Here is a 16634-nt window from a genome sequence, read left to right as displayed (position 1 = left end):
CTTAATGGCCGCCGCCCCCGCCGGCCTGGGCGGTGGTGGTCTGACGGGGTTGGTTCTGGGACTCTCCGGAGCCGCCGCCGTTGACGACCGTCTGAAGGTCGGACTGGGCGAACCAGAAGTCTCGCTTGGCCTCGATTCCGGCGCGCAGCGATGCGATGCGCTGGCGCGCCTCGGTCAGTAGCGCGAAAACGTCGATCTGCATGCTCGAGAAGCGTAGCTGCATCTCTTCGGTGATGATCTTGCGCAGCGGCAGCACTTCACGCTGGTACTGGCCGGCGATTTCGTAGGTCGCCCTGTAGACGCGGTAGGCGTCCCTTGCCTCAGAACGTACGTTGATCGCCTTTTCGGTCAGGCGGTTGAACGACTTATTGTAGGTCTCGGCAGCCTGCCGGACCCGCACCTCGCCGCCGTCGAAGATCGGAATCTGGAACTGGATGTCGAAGCCGCGTTCGCGGAAGGGCGCACTTTCGGGATCGCGCGTTTTGCGGTCGATCCCCGCCACATCGAGGAGCGTCACGAACCGGCTCGCTTCCGTCAGATTGAGAGATTTCGCGAGGGCGTCGAGTTCGATCCGCGCGATCTGCAGGTCGATGCGGTGGCTGACCGCATCGACCTCGATCAACGGGAGCGCCGAAGGATGCCGGGGCAACGCCGGCAACGTGCTGGGAATCCGGAAGGCCAGGTCGCTTCCCCAAAGCCCCATCAGACGCGCGAGGCGTTCCCGCGAGCTCGCCGCCTCCTGGCGTATCGATCCGAGTTCGGCCGTGGTCTCGGCATAGAACACCTGCTCGCGCGCCTGGTCGAGCTTGTTGAGCGATCCGGTCTGGCCGAGTTTGAGGGCTAGTTGGGCCGTGGATTCCGCGGTGGATTTGGCGTCCGCGAGAAGTCCGATGAGTTCGTTGGCGGCGACCGCGCGGTAATAGGACCGTCTGACTTCCGCGGCGAGCCGCAGCGTCTCGAGGGCGGCCCGCAACTGCGCCTGCCGGAAGCGCTGACGCGCGATTTCCGAGCGGAACGGCAGGGTGGCGAGCGCCAGAATGTCGCCGACGACCTGCCGTTCGATCTCGACGGCTCCGTTGCCCGATATCCGCGAAATCGAGAACGTGGGATTGGGCGGCAGGCTCTCCTGGACGAGGTCCGCTTCCGCCAGCGCCAGTTCGTTGTAGGCCGCCTGGAGGCCCCGGTTGCTGAGGAGCGCGACCTGGACCGCGGTTTCGACGTTCAGGGTCCGGCGCAGCAGCCGCTTGACCGCATCGTTCGCGACCACGACGTCGTCAGCGGTCCGGATCGAGATCACGTCCTTCTTGATGGTGCCGCCGGCGATGTCGGCCACCGCCGTCATGCCGCCGTCCGGAGAGAACGTTGCGCAGCCCGAGAGCAGCAGCGCGGCTGACAGCGACGATAGCGCCGTTCTGGCCCCAGTGGCGCCCATCGCGCGTCGCAGTCGGATGAAAAGTTTTTCTGTCATGGCGTCCTCCTACTGCTCGGATTTGGGCGTGGGAGTTACGCGCTGGTTCTGTTCTTTCCAGCCGGATGGCGCGGTCGGCCGCATGCTTGTGTAGGGCGCGATGCCGGAGCGGTAGCTGACGCCGGCGACCGGCACGTTCGGGTCGGCCGGATCCGCACCGACGAGCGGAACGGTCGGAATGCATCCCCCGAGCGACAACGTCGCGGCGGTCATCCCCGCGATTGCCCGAAATCTATTGCCTAATATCCTCTTCACCACCGACCGGACGGCGGCGAGAATTGCCCCAAGCTGCACAAACATTATCTTTTCCTGAACTGACGATGGACCACAGGCGCGCGAGCCCTCGACAGGCACGGCACCGCGTAGCTTTGATCAGGTCAGGAAATGGGGGGGCGATAGTGCCGGGGGGGAGCCTTGTCGGCGACGTTCAGGTAACCTTCGACTTCGCAAAGCGCCGTCGGAGCGGAAGGCTTCACGATGTCGACGACCTTCGCCGGAAGAGCGGTCACGCACATCAGCCCGCAGCACTCCCCGCCGGATTTATGCGGAGCTTTTTCTGGAGCCGACTGCGAATCAGATGCCATCGACATCGAATGGTCACCGCCGCCGAAATGTGCTTGCGCAGCGGCATGATCATGGATCTGGCCGTCGTCATGCAGATGCTGCGGCTCGAAATGGACATGAACCATTCCGGGAACGTGATTCTCGTCCGTCAGGCACGGGGCCGGAGCATGGACGCCCGGCAGCGCATAGGAGATTGTCGGCGCCAGTACGCAAAGCAGATAGGCGAGGGCTACCAGCCACCCTGCCCTTGTTCGCTTCGTTCTGGTCAACCGGACGAGCATAGAGACATTAACGCCTTTTCGCACCAAGACTCGGAAGCATAGCGGCGAAGATCGGCGCCGCCAAGATGGAACTTGTAGTGTCGCTCATCGGTCCGCCCGGCCGATCACGGCCATCAGTTCGGCGATCTTCTTTCGCTGGTCTACTTTGTCGCCGCTCGCGATGGCGTGTTCCACGCAATGGGAGACGTGGTCCTTGAGGACTTCCTCCTCGACCCGCCGCAGCGCGGCACGGACCGCCGAAATCTGCGTGACGATATCGATGCAGTAGCGCTCCTCGTCCACCATTTTGGAGAGGCCGCGCACCTGGCCCTCGATCCGGCCAAGGCGTTTCTGACAGGATACCTTGATGTCTTTCCGCATGAGTCTTATATACCCCTACACGGTATGGGTTGCAAGTAGGCAAGGAGCTCGAAATGGCCAGCGAACAGAAGGCGATGTCCCGAGGCGGATGCGGATGCTCGTCAAAGGCGGTCGCCGCCGGTCCTGAAACGCCGGTCAAGAAGAGTGGGTGCTGCGGGGGTGGAGACGCGCACGACCATAATCATCACGCTGCGGGCAGAGCCGGCGTCGTAGACCCGGTCTGCGGCATGACCGTCGATCCCGCAACCAGCAAGCATCGCTTCGGCTTCAGGGGCGTCACCTACCATTTCTGCTCGGCCGGCTGCCAAACCAAGTTCGCCGCCGCTCCGGAGCAATACCTCGATAAGGCGAAGGCAGCGCCGCAGCACGCCGACGTCCCGGAGGGCACGGTCTATACCTGCCCCATGCATCCGCAGATCCGTCAGATCGGGCCCGGAAGCTGCCCGATCTGCGGGATGGCGCTGGAGCCCGAACTGGTCAGCCTCGACGACCAACCCAACCCCGAACTGGGCGACATGACCCGGCGCTTCTGGGTGGGGCTCGCGCTGGCGCTGCCAGTCATCGTACTCGAGATGGGCGGCCATCTGGTCGGCAGCCGCGGCTGGATCGACCAGAACCCCTCGAACTGGATCCAACTCGTCTTCGCCACGCCGGTCGTTCTCTGGGCCGGATGGCCGTTCTTCGTGCGCGGCTGGCAGTCGCTGGTCACCCGAAACCTGAACATGTTCACCCTGATTGCGATGGGCGTGGGCGTCGCCTTTGCCTACAGCGTTGTCGCCACCATAGCGCCGGGCATCTTCCCGTCCGCATTCCGAGGCCACGGCGGCGCGGTGGCGGTCTATTTCGAGGCCGCTGCGGTGATTACCGTTCTGGTCCTGCTCGGCCAGGTTCTGGAGCTTCGAGCCCGCGAGGCCACCTCCGGCGCCATCAAGGCCCTGCTGGATCTGGCGCCCAAGACCGCCCGCCTCGTCGACGAGAACGGGGCGGACCAGGAGGTCCCGATGGACGGCCTGAACGTCGGCGACAAGCTGCGGGTCCGGCCTGGGGAAAAGGTCCCGGTGGACGGCTTCATCGTCGAAGGGCGCTCGTCCCTGGATGAGTCGCTGGTGACCGGCGAGTCCATGCCGGTCTCCAAGGAGAGCGGCGACAAGGTGATCGCCGGCACACTGAATCAATCGGGCGGGTTCGTGATGCGGGCCGAGAAGGTCGGCCGTGATACCCTTCTTTCCCAGATCGTGCAGATGGTGGCGCAGGCGCAGCGTTCCCGCGCTCCCATCCAGCGCCTCGCCGACCAGGTTGCCGGTTGGTTCGTGCCGGCCGTGATTGCGGCAGCCCTCGTCGCCTTCGGCGCCTGGGCGCTGTTCGGCCCGGAGCCGCGGCTCGCGTTCGGACTGGTTGCGGCCGTGAGCGTCCTGATCATCGCCTGCCCTTGCGCCCTCGGACTTGCGACGCCGATGTCGATCATGGTCGGCGTTGGACGCGGAGCCCAGGCCGGCGTCCTGATCAAGAATGCGGAAGCGCTCGAACGGATGGAAAAAGTCGATACGCTGGTCGTCGACAAGACGGGAACGCTGACCGAAGGCAAGCCGAAGGTGGTCGACATCATCCCTGCGCAGGGATTCGACGAAGCGGAAATTCTGAAGCTTGCGGCGAGCGTCGAACGGTCCAGCGAACATCCGCTCGCCGACGCGATCGTCCGGGCGGCGAAAGAACGGAATCTGCCTCTCGCCGATGTCCGGGAGTTCGATTCCCCGACCGGCAAGGGAGTTACGGGTAAGGTCGGCGGCAGCTCGGTCCTGCTCGGCAACTCCAATTTTCTGAAATCCGCGGGCATTGAAACGCAACTGTTGGAGACGCAGGCGGAAAAGCTGCGAGGCGACGGCGCGACGGTGATCAACGTCGCGGTCGACGGCAGACTCGCCGGCATTCTGGCAATCGCCGACCCGGTCAAGGCGTCGACGCCGGATGCACTGAAGTCGCTGGCCGCCGAAGGCATCAAGGTCATCATGCTGACCGGCGATAACCGTACGACGGCAAGCGCGATCGCGCGGCGACTCGGCATTCCAGACGTCGAGGCGGAGGTGCTTCCGGATCAGAAGAGCGCCGTCGTCAGCAAGCTCCAGCAGCAAGGCCGCGTCGTCGCGATGGCGGGGGATGGCGTCAACGACGCCCCCGCCCTCGCGGCGGCGGACGTCGGAATCGCCATGGGTACCGGAACGGATGTCGCGATGGAGAGCGCCGGCGTCACCCTGCTGAAGGGCGACTTAGGCGGCATCGTCCGCGCCCGGCGTCTTTCTCAGGCGACGATGAGCAACATCCGGCAAAACCTGTTCTTTGCCTTCATCTATAACGCGGCGGGAATTCCGATCGCGGCGGGCATCCTGTATCCGACGTTCGGATTGCTGCTCTCCCCGGTCATTGCCGCTGCAGCCATGGCGCTCTCGTCCGTGAGCGTTGTCGGCAACGCGCTGCGGCTGCGAGCGGTTCGGATATAGCTGAAAGAGTGCTGAATTGCCCCGCAGTGCGGGGAGCGCGATGACGCTGCATTCTCCTTTCCGACCTCATTGTCGGGGCCGGTCCGTACGAAGCGAAATATCTCGGACTTGGCCCAGACGGCTGTGCCAATTCGCAATCCAGGGCGCGTCGGGGCAGAGGAACACCCGTGACGGGTCTTTCGACATTGATGCAGTAGAAAAGGTTCGACGATGACAACCAAACTCGACTGTCTGGTAATCGGCGGTGGCCCTGCCGGCCTTACCGCTGCAATATATCTGGGCCGTTTTCGGCGCGATTTCGTCGTCGCGGACGCCGGTGCCAGCCGGGCCCTTTGGATTCCGAAATCACATAATCATGCCGGCTTTCCGGAAGGAGTAACCGGCAGCGAACTGGTGGGCCGTATGCGCTCGCAAGCCGTGAAATACGGGGCGCGCATCGTTCCAGGCACCGTATCCGAACTTCAGCAATTGCCGGACGGAACGTTTGAAGCAACCCTCGAAGGCGTCCAATTCAATGCAAAAATCGTCCTGCTCGCCACAGGCGTGATCGACAAGGAGCCGGCACTCCTAATCTCTTTGATGCAGTTCAGAAAGGCCTCATCCGCCATTGCGGAATTTGTGACGGATACGAAGTGATCGACCACAAAATTGCGGTCATCGGCCACGGGCGCTCGTCCGCGAATGGCGGCGATGGAGCCAGACGCCGACTAGCCCGAGAGCGATGAATACTGCCGGGATTGCGAAATAGAGGGACTTGAAAAGCCACGACAGGAGCCCCGCGGTCCCGGCCGCGCCCAGCGCGGCGCTGACGAGAACAGGCCCGCCGCAGCACAGCACCGCGAGCATGGCGGCAATTGCACCTATGGTGCGTTCGTTCATGGTGCCACGCCTCTCCGGGCCGGTCCACTCCTGTGGCCGTCCAGAAACAAAGTGCACCCTGTAGTACCTACACGTTCAAGAGGCTTGCGTTCACGATCGCAGGAGCGATCTCCGGAACGTCACGCGCGTCTGCCTGCCGGGAATCGATCGCCTTCAAAACGCTGAAGAGACGCGCGCCGAAGTGCCCGAACTACCTTGCCGAACGTATCGGCGCGCGCGCATCGAACAGCGCGTCGATGATGGGACACTTGGGTATTTTCCCGCCCCCGCACTGAGAAGCCATCGTCTCGAGCACGACTTTGAGTTTCTTGAGATCCGCCATCTTTCGGCGGATCGCCTGCACGTGCTCGAGTGCCAACGCTTCAATCTGCCCACACGTGTAATTGTCGCCATCCACCATTCTGAGCAATTCCCGGATTTCTTCGAGAGTGAAACCCAGATCGCGGCTTCGGAGGACGAAATGCAAGCGTCTGACGAGAGCGTGCCCGTAGAGGCGATGCCCGCCTTGACTGCGAGGCGGCGCCGGTAGGATGCCGATCTGCTCGTAGTACCGAATCGTTTCGATGTTACAGCCGGTCTGGGCAGCCAGTGCACCGCGAGTCAGGAATTCGTCCCGGTTTGTCGTCTTGCTCGACATCGTATCCGCCTCGAACCTGTAATGACTACAGGTCAGATAGCGCCGACACCCGCCATTGGCAAGGACAACCCACCCCGGGCTGCGCGCGAAGTCGAACCGGAGAGGTCCTTTGCGGCATCGCTCGCTGCGGCGAGCGCTTCGCGGAAAAGTGCCATCGCCACGAAATTCGCCCTTGAGCCTGTATTACCTACAGCCACTACGCTCTTCCGAGCTTGCCGAAAACCATCTACGGCACTGACGAAACATAGGAAGGAAATCACGTGATGAAGAGCGCTTCGCAGGGAGCCCCTGATAACACGAAGCCCGCATCGCGCGCTTTGGATCCGAACGCCGGCCGCCAAGCGTTCGACGTTTACTTGAGGCGGCGCGTTCTGACAGAGAATACTCCAGAACTGCAGAGACTGAGTGTCGAGCTCTTCAGATTGCTTGGTCGCGGCGTGCCGGTGACGCGCGAGCAACTCGGCATCGGGTGCGACCTTCCAACGGAACGCATCGACCAGCTTCTGCTCGAATTCCCGCCGACAAACGTTGGATTCGATGAACATGGACAGGTCATTGCATTTGGAGGTCTGAGCCTCGTTCCGACGCACCATCGCTTCCACACGGAAGACGCCGGGCTCTATACCTGGTGCGTTTTTGACGCGCTTTTTCTTCCGGAAATTCTCGGCAAGCCGGCGACCTTGGTCACGCACTGCCCCGGATCCGGGACCCAACTTACCGTCGAGCTGGCACCCGGCCAGTTGCGCTCGACGCCGCCATCCGGCTCCGTGATGTCGATCGTCGCGCCGGATAGCGACGCTTGCTGCGTCAATCTCCGAAGCGCGTTCTGCGACCACGTCAACCTGTTCAAGGACGAACGGACATTCACGGCCTGGTCGCAAGCTCGGCAGGAAGCACATGTAACGCTTCCGGAAGCGCAGATCTTTGCTCGGCAAAGAAACGCGGTACGGTACCCCGATGTCGACTTGAGCGCCTGACACGCCGCTAAACTGGCATTGATGAAGACGCAGAGGATGCTGGAGGCCAATGAATAGCCCGTAGTAGTCCGTCGAGTAGGGTTCAAGCGCAATTTCCTTGAGGCGCCGCCTCACAAAACCGTGTTGGCGGTTCCTAAATTTCCGCTTGAACCTGTACTTGCTACAGGCCCCATATCACTACAAGGCGTCACGGAGGGCGCAGCACATGGACAAAATAGTGCAACAAAACCTCACTGGCGCAACGTCCTCCTCGCGTGAGGCCGATCGGGTGGATTCGTCGACCCGGAAGGCCGGGCTGGCCTCTGTTGGCGGAATTTTGGCGGCGCTGGGCGCGGCATCGTGCTGCGTGGTACCATTTGCTCTTTTCACGCTCGGAATCAGCGGAGCCTGGATCAGCAACCTGACCGCGCTTGAACCCTATCAGCCGATTTTCGCCGTGGTTACCTTCGCCTTCCTCGGTTACGGGTTCTACCTCGTCTATCGCAAGCCCAAGGTGGACTGTGCCGAAGATTCCTACTGCGCCAAGCCGAGTTCCGGACGTACGGCCAAGATCGGCCTTTGGGTCGCCACCGTTCTGGTGATCGTGGCACTCGGCTTTCCAAAAATCGCACCGTTATTTCTTTAGTCTGTCGCCCAATCCAGAATCCAAAAGGAGAGAGATCATGATTCGTATCAGTATCGCCGCCGCTGCCCTCGCCATGGCGCTATCGCCGCTCGTCGCTCAGGCCGCTGAAAAGACTGTTGTCCTCAATGTCGATAACGCCACCTGCGAACTCTGCGCGCCGATCGTCAAGAAGACGCTGTCGCGGGTAAAGGGCGTCACAGCGGTCCAGGTCAAGGAAGCCAACGCCAACGCGAGCGCCGTCGCGACCGTCACCTTCGACGATGCGACCGCCGATGTTCCTACGCTGATCGCAGCGGCCACGAACGCCGGCTACCCCGCACATGTCAAGAACTGAAAACCCCGTTTGGCTCGCCAAAAAGTAAAGGACGCTTCCGACAGCGGGCGCTCGGCTGGCGAGCCAAACGATTCCAAATAGGGTGGAGCGCCGTCCGTCGGCGAACGCGGCTTTCTCCGATCTAATTCAGTATCAGGAGTTTCACGATGACCGTTGGTGACTATTGCGCTTCCGACGCGCCGAAAGCGAATGGCGGATATGATCTTGCCGTCATCGGCGCTGGCTCGGCCGGCTTCTCGGCCGCAATTGCCGCAGCGGAGCTTGGCGCCAATGTTGCGCTCGTCGGGCACGGGATGATCGGGGGCACCTGCGTCAATGTAGGCTGCGTCCCGTCGAAAACCATGATCCGTGCAGTCGAGGCAGTTCATCACGCGGAAACCGCATCGCGCTTTGCCGGCATCCGGACGGATGGCGGAATCGCGGACTGGGCCGCGGTCGTGCGGCAGAAGGATGAATTGGTGTCGTCGTTGCGGCAGGCGAAGTATTTCGATCTGCTGCCGAGCTACAACACGGTCGCTTATCGGGAAGGCGGGGCCCGGCTGACAAGCGACGGCGTGATGGTGAACGGTGAGCCGATCAAGGTAGGCAAGGTCATCATCGCGACCGGCGCCGCTGCGGCGATGCCATCGATCCCGGGGATCGAAAATGTACCGTATCTGACGAGCACGACGGCCCTGGAACTCGAGAAACTGCCGAAGTCCCTGCTGGTGATCGGCGGCGGTTACATCGGCTGCGAGCTCGGCCAGATGTTCGCCCGCGCCGGCGTCAAGGTGACGATCGCGGTACGCCGCCGTTTGTTGCCGGATGCGGAGCCGGAAATCAGCACCGCACTGACCAAATATTTCACGGAGGAAGGCATCGCCGTTCGCGTGGGGCTCTCATACCGGGAGATCCAACAAGCGCCGATTGGCATCGCGCTCTTGGTTTCAGCCCATGGCCGCGCCGAGACGATCACGGCCGAGCGTGTCCTCATCACGACCGGACGCCGGCCCAACACCGACGACCTCGGGCTTGCGGAAAGCGGTGTCGAACTTCTTTCGAACGGCGGTATCAACGTCGATGACCGCATGCGCACCTCAAAGCTTGGCGTCTATGCCGCCGGCGACGTCACCGGGCGCGATCAATTTGTCTACATGGCGGCTTACGGCGCCAGGATCGCGGCGGAGAACGCACTCAACGGCAACAGAAAACGCTACGATGCGACCGCCATGCCGGCAGTGGTGTTCACCGATCCGCAAGTTGCCAGCGTTGGCTTGACGGAAGCCGAAGCCGGCGCTCAAGGCTTAAAGGTAAAGACCTCTACTCTCGATCTGAAGTATGTTCCCCGCGCGCTGGCCGCGCGCGACACCCGCGGCCTGATCAAACTGGTCGCCGAGGCAAGTAGCGGACGGCTTCTTGGTGCGCACATCCTTGCGCCCGAGGGAGCAGATAGCATTCAGACCGCGGTGCTCGCGATCAAATGCGGCCTGACGGTCGAGCAACTCGCCGAGACGATCTTCCCCTATCTCACGACAGTCGAGGGATTGAAGCTTGCCGCGCAGACCTTCACCAAGGATGTCGCCAAGCTGTCCTGCTGTGCCTGATAGAGCAGCGCGTCGGCCGGGTCCATCGCAGACCCTGATTGGCGGCGAACCCGTGCGGCTGATCGGCGTGGCCGACATCGGCGCCGGCCGGCCACATAGGTTCACATGGTTGAATACATGATCCGCGGACACGTAAAGCGCGGCAACGGCATCATCAACAATGAGCTTTATATCGGCCGACTGGTCTGGAACCGTCAGCGTTACCTCAAAGACCCGAGCACCGGGCGGCGGGTGTCGCGCATGAACGTAGAATCGGAGTGGATCGTCACCGAGGTTCCGGAACTCAGGATTATCGACGATGAACTCTGGCAGGCGGTGAAAGCGCGTCAGAGCGAGATCGCCGACAAATATGTCAATGTCATCGAGACGGTGCGTGAGGCACAGTCGAACCGGCTGAACGGCTTGAACCGACCGAAGTCGCTGTTTTCCGGGTTGATCTATTGCGACGTTTGCGGCGGCCCCTACTCGCTGCGCGGCCAGGACCGCTATGCCTGTTCGGCCCGTGTTACCAACGCGCACGATCGCACAGGCTGACCTTGAGCAGCGCGTGCTCGCCGGCTCCAGGACCGGATGATGGCGCCGCAGATGGCAGCTGAGGCAATACGCGCTTACGCGGAGGAGACGAACGGGCTTAACCGGGAACGCTGGGCTAGTGCTAGTGGCGAGGGTCACCGCTCGGAGTTGGCGAAGATCCAGCGCACCTTGAAGCAAATGCTGAGTGTGATTGAAGGAGGCGGCCACACACGCGGCATGACCGATCGCATGCGCGAATTGGAGGCCCGCGAGGACGTGCTGAAGGAAACTCTAGCGCAGGTGCCGGCAGATATTCCGGACATCCATCCGAACGTGTCGGGTGTCTATCGGAAGAAGGTCGAGCGGCTGGCGGAGGCGCTCAACAACCCCGAGGATCGTGGTGAGGCAGCGGAAGCAATCCGGGGGCTGGTTGAGAAAATTACGCTGCGCCCTGGCCCGAACCGCGGCGAAATCGACGCCACCTTACACGGCGAATTGGGCACGATCCTTGGCTGGATCGAAGCGCAAGTCATTGGAAAGACTCGGAAACGCGAAACTCCCGCAGCTTTCGCTGCGGGAGTGTCGGTATCGGTGGTTGCGGGGACAGGATTTGAACCTGGGATTTCACGCAGTGAGTAAAACCTGAAACAGTACGGAGAAGTCGGCGCGATCAGCGTTCTCGTTGCTGAATTCTCTCGCGCTCATCAATCCGCGTTCGGAGCGCCTCACCTTTATCGCCGTCCGATCGATGACGGTCCTGAGCTGGTTCCATGACGGCTGCTCGGCCGAATGAGTGTCCGCGCCCTAGATGGTGTGCAATCCGTTCCCTCGCCGCTTCCATGATGCTGTGACGCGCGCGTTCGTCCCCAGGAAACGCCCGTGTCAATGCTTTCTCCACGATCACCATTTGCGATTGCGCCGCGACCAGGTCGAGATCGCGTGCCGCTGTCTGCCGATCGACCGTGCGAAATTTCTCAGCTGTCACCTGCCAACGATTGCGCGGCACCTGGCGCTGTTCGATATGCGCGTGTCCACTGGTGGCGTCCATCACCTTAATTCCTTTTGTGACGCGCTCGATACCGTCCCGGCGCACGTGAACGCGATCTCCGGGCTTCGCGTTGCTGTCGGCCGTCGCCTTTTCAAGACCCACGCCCCACACTTGATGCTGGCGGCCATTGTCGAGCTCAAGAGCAACATAAGTGGACGCTTCGGCATCGGTACGATTGCGGTAAGGTGCCTGACCGACCTCGATCAGGCGTCCGGATATGCCTTTGTCGTAGTCAAACTTATCCGTGCGCTCACCTTTATCGGAAGCCGAACGAGCCTCGACCTCCGGCGTGGCCGAATGGGTCCGGTCCCAGACTTCTCGCCGATCAGCGAGGGTCTGCCGGTCAAGCTCTGTTGGCTGATAGCCCTGAACCTCTAGTCCGCGCGCGCCGGCTTCAAGCCAGGCCTCGCGCCGGAATTCCACGGAGCCGCGGACCAGGAGAGACTCCCATTGCCGATGTTGTGCCACACTGACCATGTCGCGGATCACCTCGGCCGCCGCCAGACGCGTGACCAGGCGGTCGTCGGTGACCTTGAAAGCGAGATACTCGCCGCGCTGGTCGGCATAAAGCCGCGCCTGGCCTCCTGGCCCATCTTTTCCGGGCTCATCGGCCACCACATAATATTTGCGCCGGATACGATCGGGCAGCGCATCGCCATCGACCATCGCGGAGGGTGATTTGTCCGACGTCGTCGCCCGACCCTCGCCTGATTTGTCTGCATTGGGATCGTGCCCGGCGCGATCCCGCCGTTTGAGGCTAAAGTCCTCGCCGCCGTCACGCGTGTCGTTCATGTTGTCGTCCATTCTGCTTCCGGCTTCCTCGTCGCGCCGGTGGGATGGCCTGAGCGTCGATGTAGTTCAGGGTCCAGGCTTTCATGTCGTCCTCAGACAGCCCTTCAAGATCCACATCCACATCGCCGAAATCGAAACTGGCATTTGCGGGAATCGTGGAGGGATCAGCCACCTCTTCATCCGTCATCGGTCGCGTGCGGAATACCGCGCGGAGTTCGGCGACCTCGGAGCGAAGCTCCTTAATTTCGGCGTCAAGCAGCGCATTCGAACGGCCCTTGGGCATCTCCGGAACAGGTGCCGGTAGCAAACGCGCAAGAAACGCCTTGTCTTCGTAATATACAAGCTTGTCGGCAATGATGGGCGGAATGCCGGTGCCGAGGACGAAGGCCTTGGATTTCGGGAGCAGTTTGAGCTCTTGCGGAAGCATGAGAGCGCGACGATGCTCGGAGATCGTCTCGCTGGTCGAGCGCATTGCAAGTCCCTTTGGGCCGCTGCGGCTGTGCGCTTTCACGGTGTCAAAACCGATGCGCTCCGAAAGCTCATTAGCGACGTCCTGTTCCTTCGGCGCGAACACTACCTCGACGGCATGGTTGGTCATGAAGTTGCGGGCCGCATCGAGTCCATAGATTGCGCGTAGCTGCGCCGGGCTCTGAACCACCGTGAGCAGGCGGATGCCGTATCCGGCGATGAATGCGACCGATTTCGCCAGCACATTGACATTGCCCAGAGCCGGAAATTCGTCGAGCAACAGTAGCACCTTGCGATTGAGTTTGGGGTTCTGTTCCGGCAGTTCGCGCGTATTCAGATCGACCACCTGCTGAAAAAACAGATTCAAAAGCGGCGCCATGCGGTCGAGATTGTCGGGCGTTACGCCGAGATAGATCGACATCGGCCGTTGCCGCAATAGGCGCAAATCGAAATCGTTGGTAGATGTGGCGGCATCGATGCGAGGGTTGAGCCACAGACCGAGCCTTGCGGTGACGGTCTTGCGCACCGAGTTCATGGTGTTTTCGGAAGCGGCGAGGAAGTCGTTCAAGGCTGTGATGCAGTGTCGCGACAGTGGCGAAGGACCGGACTTGCGAACGGCGATGATCTTCCCAAAATGCGTCTTGAGGTCGGGAGCCGCGGACAGCTGGTGCAGGATTTCGCCGATCGTCAATGGCAAGTCCGGCGTTTCCGCGACATAGCCGCCGATTGCAACGAAGGCCGAGCGAGCCGCCTCGAACCAGAACGGATCGCCGCGGCTTTCGGCCGGAAACAACATCACAGCGATGCGCTGCAGATCGTCATAGAGATCCGCTGGATCGCTGCGCACGTAACCGAGAGGATTGTAGCGCGCGGTGCGACCGTTTTCCTCTAGCGGATCGAACAGATGGACCTCCTGACCATGGGCCGCCCGGAATCCCGCTGAGCGATCCCAGTTCTCCTTCTTCACATCCAGCACAACAACCGAATCCGGCCAATTGAGCAGGTTCGGAATGACATAGCCGACGCCCTTGCCAGCGCGGGTCGGTGCGTAAACCAGGACGTGTTCGGAGCCTCCGAAACACAGCAGCGCACCGTCCTTGCGTCCGAGCAGGATGCCTTCAGCGGAACGCAAGCCCGCGGCCTTGATCTCGCGCCCGGAAGCGAAACGGGCGCTGCCGTGAAGAGGGAGAGGACGTTGACGGAGGATAGCGCCGAGCATTCCGAACACCACAACGACGCCGGCGAGCGTCGCCAACGTCAGCCAGCGGTCGAATCGCGGGTCGGCGCCGTAACGCGGCCACCCCGTGGCGATCTCCAACCAGTGGAATCCGCCGTCATGCAGCCGCAACCCGAGCAGCAGAACGTTGGAGGCGACGAGCAGGAACAACGCGCTGGCTGCAAGCGCGAGCGCGCTGCCGAACGCCGCCTTAGCTGATGTGGTCGCGTTTGCGAACGGGGTCATAGTAGATTTCCGTAATGCGATAGCGGCCTTCGCGCTTTTGCATCTGGACCACGACGTCAACGAGCAGCAGCAGGAGCGAGCGGATATCGTCGCGATGAAGGTCGCGGCCTTCCGCGCTTTCCTTCACCAACAAGGTCAGTTGCTCAAAGGCGAGCCGAGCACTGTCGGCATGAACAGTGGTGATCGATCCAGGATGCCCGGAGTTCACGTTCCTCAGGTAGAAGAAGGCGGTGCCGTCGCGCAGCTCCTGCAACAGGATGCGGTCAGGCCGCATCCGCAAGCAGGATCCGAGCAGTTCGCGCGGACCGATCTTGGCAATACCTTGGCCATCCTTGGCGTAGAGCAGCCGGACACAGTTGTGATGCGGAACGACGAGTTCGGCGGTATCCTCGATCGTGATCAGCCGCTCATGTGCCGGGATCGCTGCAATCAACGCCTTGGACAGCGTGGTCTTGCCCGAGCCGGTCGCGCCGGAGATGATGATGTTGCGCCGGGTCTGCACCGCAAGCTCGAGAAACTCGCGCCAGGCACCGGCTTCTTTCAGGGCGAGCAAGCGATGCTCGTCGGCCGTGAGGTCGTCACTGGCGGCGCGGACCTCATCGAACAGCTTCGCCTGCTGAAAGGCGTCGAGTGTCATTGTCAACACAGACGGCTTGCGGATCGTGAGACTGACCATTCCGGCCGGCACCGCTGGCGGCACCACGATCTGGCAGCGCTCATCGCCGATCAAGCTGGTCGAGACCACCGGGTGTTCCGGACCAATGTCTTGCCGCGTATGCCCGGCAGCCGCGGTCGCAAGATGCATAAGATAAGCATGAGTGAGTGCTGGCGCTTCATGCCGGGTCCAGCCGCCAGGTCCTTCCACGAAAATCTCGCCGGGGCGGTTGACGACGATTTCGGTCAGGGTGTCATCCGCCAGATACGGCGCCAGCGGCTCAAGGTAGCGCGCCAGCACGAGCCGGCCGCCATCGCGTTCGATCGATGCCACCGCGCTCATTTTGTCACCATGGCCGGAGCCGCTATGACTCCCGGGACGGTGCGGTCCAAAATCTGCGTACGGGTCTCGATCCGCCGCAATTGATAGACCGAGGAGAAATCCACGTCGCGCGCGACAAAGATATTGACCAATTCGCCTTGGTTCTTGTTCAGCGTCGGCGGGATGTTGATCGACTGCTCGACGGCGATGCCGGCGGCGGTGTTGGTGGCGCCTGTGGTATTGTTGATCTGGATTGAGCTGTCCTGCAACTGCTGGCGTCCGATTGATGAGGCATCACCGACAATCGACAGCAACAGCGCCGAACCGACGCGCTCCCAGAAATGGGTCTCGATGTCGCCGTCGAACCCGGCGCGGCCCAGTGCGTCGGTTGCGGGCGAGGCCAGAGCTGCGATCACGCCGGTCGGGGTCTTGGCGCGGGTCCACAATACGAATAGGCGTTTTGATCCGCGCCGCACGTTGCCGCGATATTCGCCAACCACTTGCGTGCCCTTCTCCATCAGCACGACGTTGCCGGAATCCGACATCACGTCTCGCATGACGACGCACGAGACGAAGCCCGCCACGTCCGACGACATCGCCGTCTCCAGCACACACGGGATCGATGTTCCCTGTGTGACCAGCAGGTTACGATTGGGAAGCCGCGCCGCGCGTACCCCTTCGATTGGCGTAGGCTTGAGCTTGTCGGCAAGGTCGTTGCGCGGCTCGCCTCGCCCAAAACTGTAAGGATCGGTACTGATGCTTCCGGTCACGCCGTCGCGAGTGGGATGTCCAGCCGACATCGGCCGGTTATAGGCCAATACTGGCGCGCGCCGCGCACTCTCCAGCATTTGGTCCGGTGCGGGCACAGATGCTGTTGGCGTGGTCGCGACCGGCGCGACCGGGATGGACGCCGTGATGATCGGCGCCGCCGGTGCCTCCTTGACGGGTTCGAACGCCGCTGCCTGCCGGATCATGAGCTTACGGGCGGAATCGGTGACTGGCTTGTCGCCTTTCCAGGTTCCCCAGATGATCAGGAACGCAAATGCGGTAAGCGCCAGCGCGCCGAAGCCGCGCTTGAGCATCGCCGTTCGGCCGTTATCCCCTGCTCCCACCGGAGTAATGCCACGGTCATCGGGTAGTGTCTCGTTTTGAAGCTCGGTCATTATCGCGCC

The 16634-nt window shown here is 62.1% G+C and carries 18 protein-coding genes; 8 read left to right on the top strand and 10 right to left on the bottom strand.

Annotated features, from left to right (window positions below; genetic code table 11):
• Position 1 precedes the first annotated feature (1 nt).
• The 4 genes from AB4Z37_RS25640 to AB4Z37_RS25625 form a co-directional block, all read right to left on the bottom strand.
• Complete coding sequence (locus AB4Z37_RS25640) at positions 2–1432, bottom strand: TolC family protein (RefSeq protein ID WP_441519581.1); 1431 nt, start codon at positions 1430–1432, stop codon at positions 2–4.
• A 45-nt stretch (positions 1433–1477) separates the two neighbouring features.
• Positions 1478–1768, bottom strand: a complete 291-nt coding sequence (locus AB4Z37_RS25635; RefSeq protein ID WP_441519532.1) for a hypothetical protein — start codon at positions 1766–1768, stop codon at positions 1478–1480.
• 77 nt (positions 1769–1845) lie between these two features.
• On the bottom strand, positions 1846–2301 hold the full coding sequence (locus tag AB4Z37_RS25630; protein ID WP_441519531.1) for a hypothetical protein: 456 nt from the start codon (positions 2299–2301) through the stop codon (positions 1846–1848).
• Positions 2302–2397: 96 nt separating this feature from the next.
• Positions 2398–2673: a metal-sensitive transcriptional regulator gene (locus tag AB4Z37_RS25625; protein WP_441519530.1), complete on the bottom strand. Its 276-nt coding sequence runs from the start codon at positions 2671–2673 to the stop codon at positions 2398–2400.
• A 53-nt stretch (positions 2674–2726) separates the two neighbouring features.
• Here AB4Z37_RS25625 and AB4Z37_RS25620 point away from each other — a divergent pair, with 53 nt between their 5' ends.
• On the top strand, positions 2727–5168 hold the full coding sequence (locus tag AB4Z37_RS25620; RefSeq protein WP_441519529.1) for a heavy metal translocating P-type ATPase: 2442 nt from the start codon (positions 2727–2729) through the stop codon (positions 5166–5168).
• Positions 5169–5378: 210 nt separating this feature from the next.
• Complete coding sequence (locus AB4Z37_RS25615; protein WP_441519528.1) at positions 5379–5804, top strand: NAD(P)/FAD-dependent oxidoreductase; 426 nt, start codon at positions 5379–5381, stop codon at positions 5802–5804.
• Positions 5805–5822: 18 nt separating this feature from the next.
• Here AB4Z37_RS25615 and AB4Z37_RS25610 read toward each other — a convergent pair whose 3' ends face one another.
• Both AB4Z37_RS25610 and AB4Z37_RS25605 read right to left on the bottom strand, forming a co-directional pair.
• Complete coding sequence (locus AB4Z37_RS25610) at positions 5823–6047, bottom strand: hypothetical protein (RefSeq protein WP_441519527.1); 225 nt, start codon at positions 6045–6047, stop codon at positions 5823–5825.
• Positions 6048–6237: 190 nt separating this feature from the next.
• Positions 6238–6684 (bottom strand): MerR family transcriptional regulator, encoded by a 447-nt coding sequence (locus AB4Z37_RS25605; protein WP_441519526.1) that lies wholly within the window; start codon positions 6682–6684, stop codon positions 6238–6240.
• Positions 6685–6947: 263 nt separating this feature from the next.
• On the opposite strand from AB4Z37_RS25605, the gene merB reads away from it, so the two are divergent.
• From merB to AB4Z37_RS25575, 6 genes are all read left to right on the top strand, one after another.
• Positions 6948–7661, top strand: coding sequence for an organomercurial lyase (gene merB, locus AB4Z37_RS25600; protein WP_441519525.1), 714 nt, complete (start codon positions 6948–6950; stop codon positions 7659–7661).
• Between the two features lie 205 nt (positions 7662–7866).
• A complete protein-coding gene (locus tag AB4Z37_RS25595) occupies positions 7867–8286 on the top strand; it encodes a mercuric transporter MerT family protein (RefSeq protein WP_441519524.1) in 420 nt (139 codons plus the stop codon).
• Between the two features lie 37 nt (positions 8287–8323).
• Positions 8324–8620 carry a heavy-metal-associated domain-containing protein gene (locus AB4Z37_RS25590; protein WP_210421963.1) on the top strand — a complete coding sequence of 99 codons (297 nt, stop codon included), beginning with the start codon at positions 8324–8326 and terminating at the stop codon, positions 8618–8620.
• 146 nt (positions 8621–8766) lie between these two features.
• Positions 8767–10203 carry a mercury(II) reductase gene (merA, locus tag AB4Z37_RS25585; protein ID WP_441519523.1) on the top strand — a complete coding sequence of 479 codons (1437 nt, stop codon included), beginning with the start codon at positions 8767–8769 and terminating at the stop codon, positions 10201–10203.
• Between the two features lie 117 nt (positions 10204–10320).
• Positions 10321–10737, top strand: a complete 417-nt coding sequence (locus AB4Z37_RS25580) for a recombinase family protein (RefSeq protein WP_441519522.1) — start codon at positions 10321–10323, stop codon at positions 10735–10737.
• Between the two features lie 39 nt (positions 10738–10776).
• Positions 10777–11355 (top strand): DNA resolvase, encoded by a 579-nt coding sequence (locus tag AB4Z37_RS25575; RefSeq protein ID WP_441519521.1) that lies wholly within the window; start codon positions 10777–10779, stop codon positions 11353–11355.
• A gap of 31 nt (positions 11356–11386) precedes the next feature.
• Here the strand turns inward: AB4Z37_RS25575 and AB4Z37_RS25570 are convergent, their stop codons facing one another.
• From AB4Z37_RS25570 to virB10, 4 genes are read right to left on the bottom strand one after another with little or no spacing between them, the layout of a single operon-like run.
• Entirely contained in the window at positions 11387–12568 is a 1182-nt protein-coding gene (locus AB4Z37_RS25570) for an LPD7 domain-containing protein (protein WP_441519520.1), read from the bottom strand.
• The gene (locus AB4Z37_RS25565; protein WP_441519519.1) at positions 12540–14486 is read right to left on the bottom strand and encodes a type IV secretory system conjugative DNA transfer family protein; all 1947 of its coding nucleotides are present in this window, start codon (positions 14484–14486) and stop codon (positions 12540–12542) included. Before AB4Z37_RS25565 ends, AB4Z37_RS25570 begins: the two co-directional genes overlap by 29 nt.
• Positions 14452–15483: a P-type DNA transfer ATPase VirB11 gene (gene virB11 / locus AB4Z37_RS25560; RefSeq protein ID WP_441519518.1), complete on the bottom strand. Its 1032-nt coding sequence runs from the start codon at positions 15481–15483 to the stop codon at positions 14452–14454. The genes AB4Z37_RS25565 and virB11 overlap by 35 nt, the downstream gene beginning before the upstream one ends.
• Positions 15480–16625 (bottom strand): type IV secretion system protein VirB10, encoded by a 1146-nt coding sequence (gene virB10, locus AB4Z37_RS25555; RefSeq protein WP_441519517.1) that lies wholly within the window; start codon positions 16623–16625, stop codon positions 15480–15482. Before virB10 ends, virB11 begins: the two co-directional genes overlap by 4 nt.
• Positions 16626–16634: the final 9 nt, after the last annotated feature.

Source organism: Bradyrhizobium sp. 2TAF24 (genome assembly GCF_052115025.1).
In the GTDB taxonomy this organism is placed as follows: Bacteria; Pseudomonadota; Alphaproteobacteria; order Rhizobiales; family Xanthobacteraceae; genus Bradyrhizobium_A.
Note: the sequence above shows the minus strand (reverse complement) of the source record. Positions and strands in the feature narration are given on the sequence as shown.

Bases quoted from the DNA above. Each gene is read 5' to 3' on its own strand.
- AB4Z37_RS25640 (WP_441519581.1), bottom strand. From the start codon at position 1,432: ATGGGCGCCACTGGGGCCAGAACGGCGCTATCGTCGCTGTCAGCCGCG.
- AB4Z37_RS25635 (WP_441519532.1), bottom strand. From the start codon at position 1,768: ATGTTTGTGCAGCTTGGGGCAATTCTCGCCGCCGTCCGGTCGGTGGTG.
- AB4Z37_RS25625 (WP_441519530.1), bottom strand. From the start codon at position 2,673: ATGCGGAAAGACATCAAGGTATCCTGTCAGAAACGCCTTGGCCGGATC.
- AB4Z37_RS25620 (WP_441519529.1), top strand. From the start codon at position 2,727: ATGGCCAGCGAACAGAAGGCGATGTCCCGAGGCGGATGCGGATGCTCG.
- AB4Z37_RS25615 (WP_441519528.1), top strand. From the start codon at position 5,379: ATGACAACCAAACTCGACTGTCTGGTAATCGGCGGTGGCCCTGCCGGC.
- AB4Z37_RS25610 (WP_441519527.1), bottom strand. From the start codon at position 6,047: ATGAACGAACGCACCATAGGTGCAATTGCCGCCATGCTCGCGGTGCTG.
- AB4Z37_RS25605 (WP_441519526.1), bottom strand. From the start codon at position 6,684: ATGTCGAGCAAGACGACAAACCGGGACGAATTCCTGACTCGCGGTGCA.
- merB (WP_441519525.1), top strand. From the start codon at position 6,948: ATGAAGAGCGCTTCGCAGGGAGCCCCTGATAACACGAAGCCCGCATCG.
- AB4Z37_RS25595 (WP_441519524.1), top strand. From the start codon at position 7,867: ATGGACAAAATAGTGCAACAAAACCTCACTGGCGCAACGTCCTCCTCG.
- AB4Z37_RS25590 (WP_210421963.1), top strand. From the start codon at position 8,324: ATGATTCGTATCAGTATCGCCGCCGCTGCCCTCGCCATGGCGCTATCG.
- merA (WP_441519523.1), top strand. From the start codon at position 8,767: ATGACCGTTGGTGACTATTGCGCTTCCGACGCGCCGAAAGCGAATGGC.
- AB4Z37_RS25580 (WP_441519522.1), top strand. From the start codon at position 10,321: ATGATCCGCGGACACGTAAAGCGCGGCAACGGCATCATCAACAATGAG.
- AB4Z37_RS25575 (WP_441519521.1), top strand. From the start codon at position 10,777: ATGGCGCCGCAGATGGCAGCTGAGGCAATACGCGCTTACGCGGAGGAG.
- AB4Z37_RS25570 (WP_441519520.1), bottom strand. From the start codon at position 12,568: ATGGACGACAACATGAACGACACGCGTGACGGCGGCGAGGACTTTAGC.
- AB4Z37_RS25565 (WP_441519519.1), bottom strand. From the start codon at position 14,486: ATGACCCCGTTCGCAAACGCGACCACATCAGCTAAGGCGGCGTTCGGC.
- virB11 (WP_441519518.1), bottom strand. From the start codon at position 15,483: ATGAGCGCGGTGGCATCGATCGAACGCGATGGCGGCCGGCTCGTGCTG.
- virB10 (WP_441519517.1), bottom strand. From the start codon at position 16,625: ATGACCGAGCTTCAAAACGAGACACTACCCGATGACCGTGGCATTACT.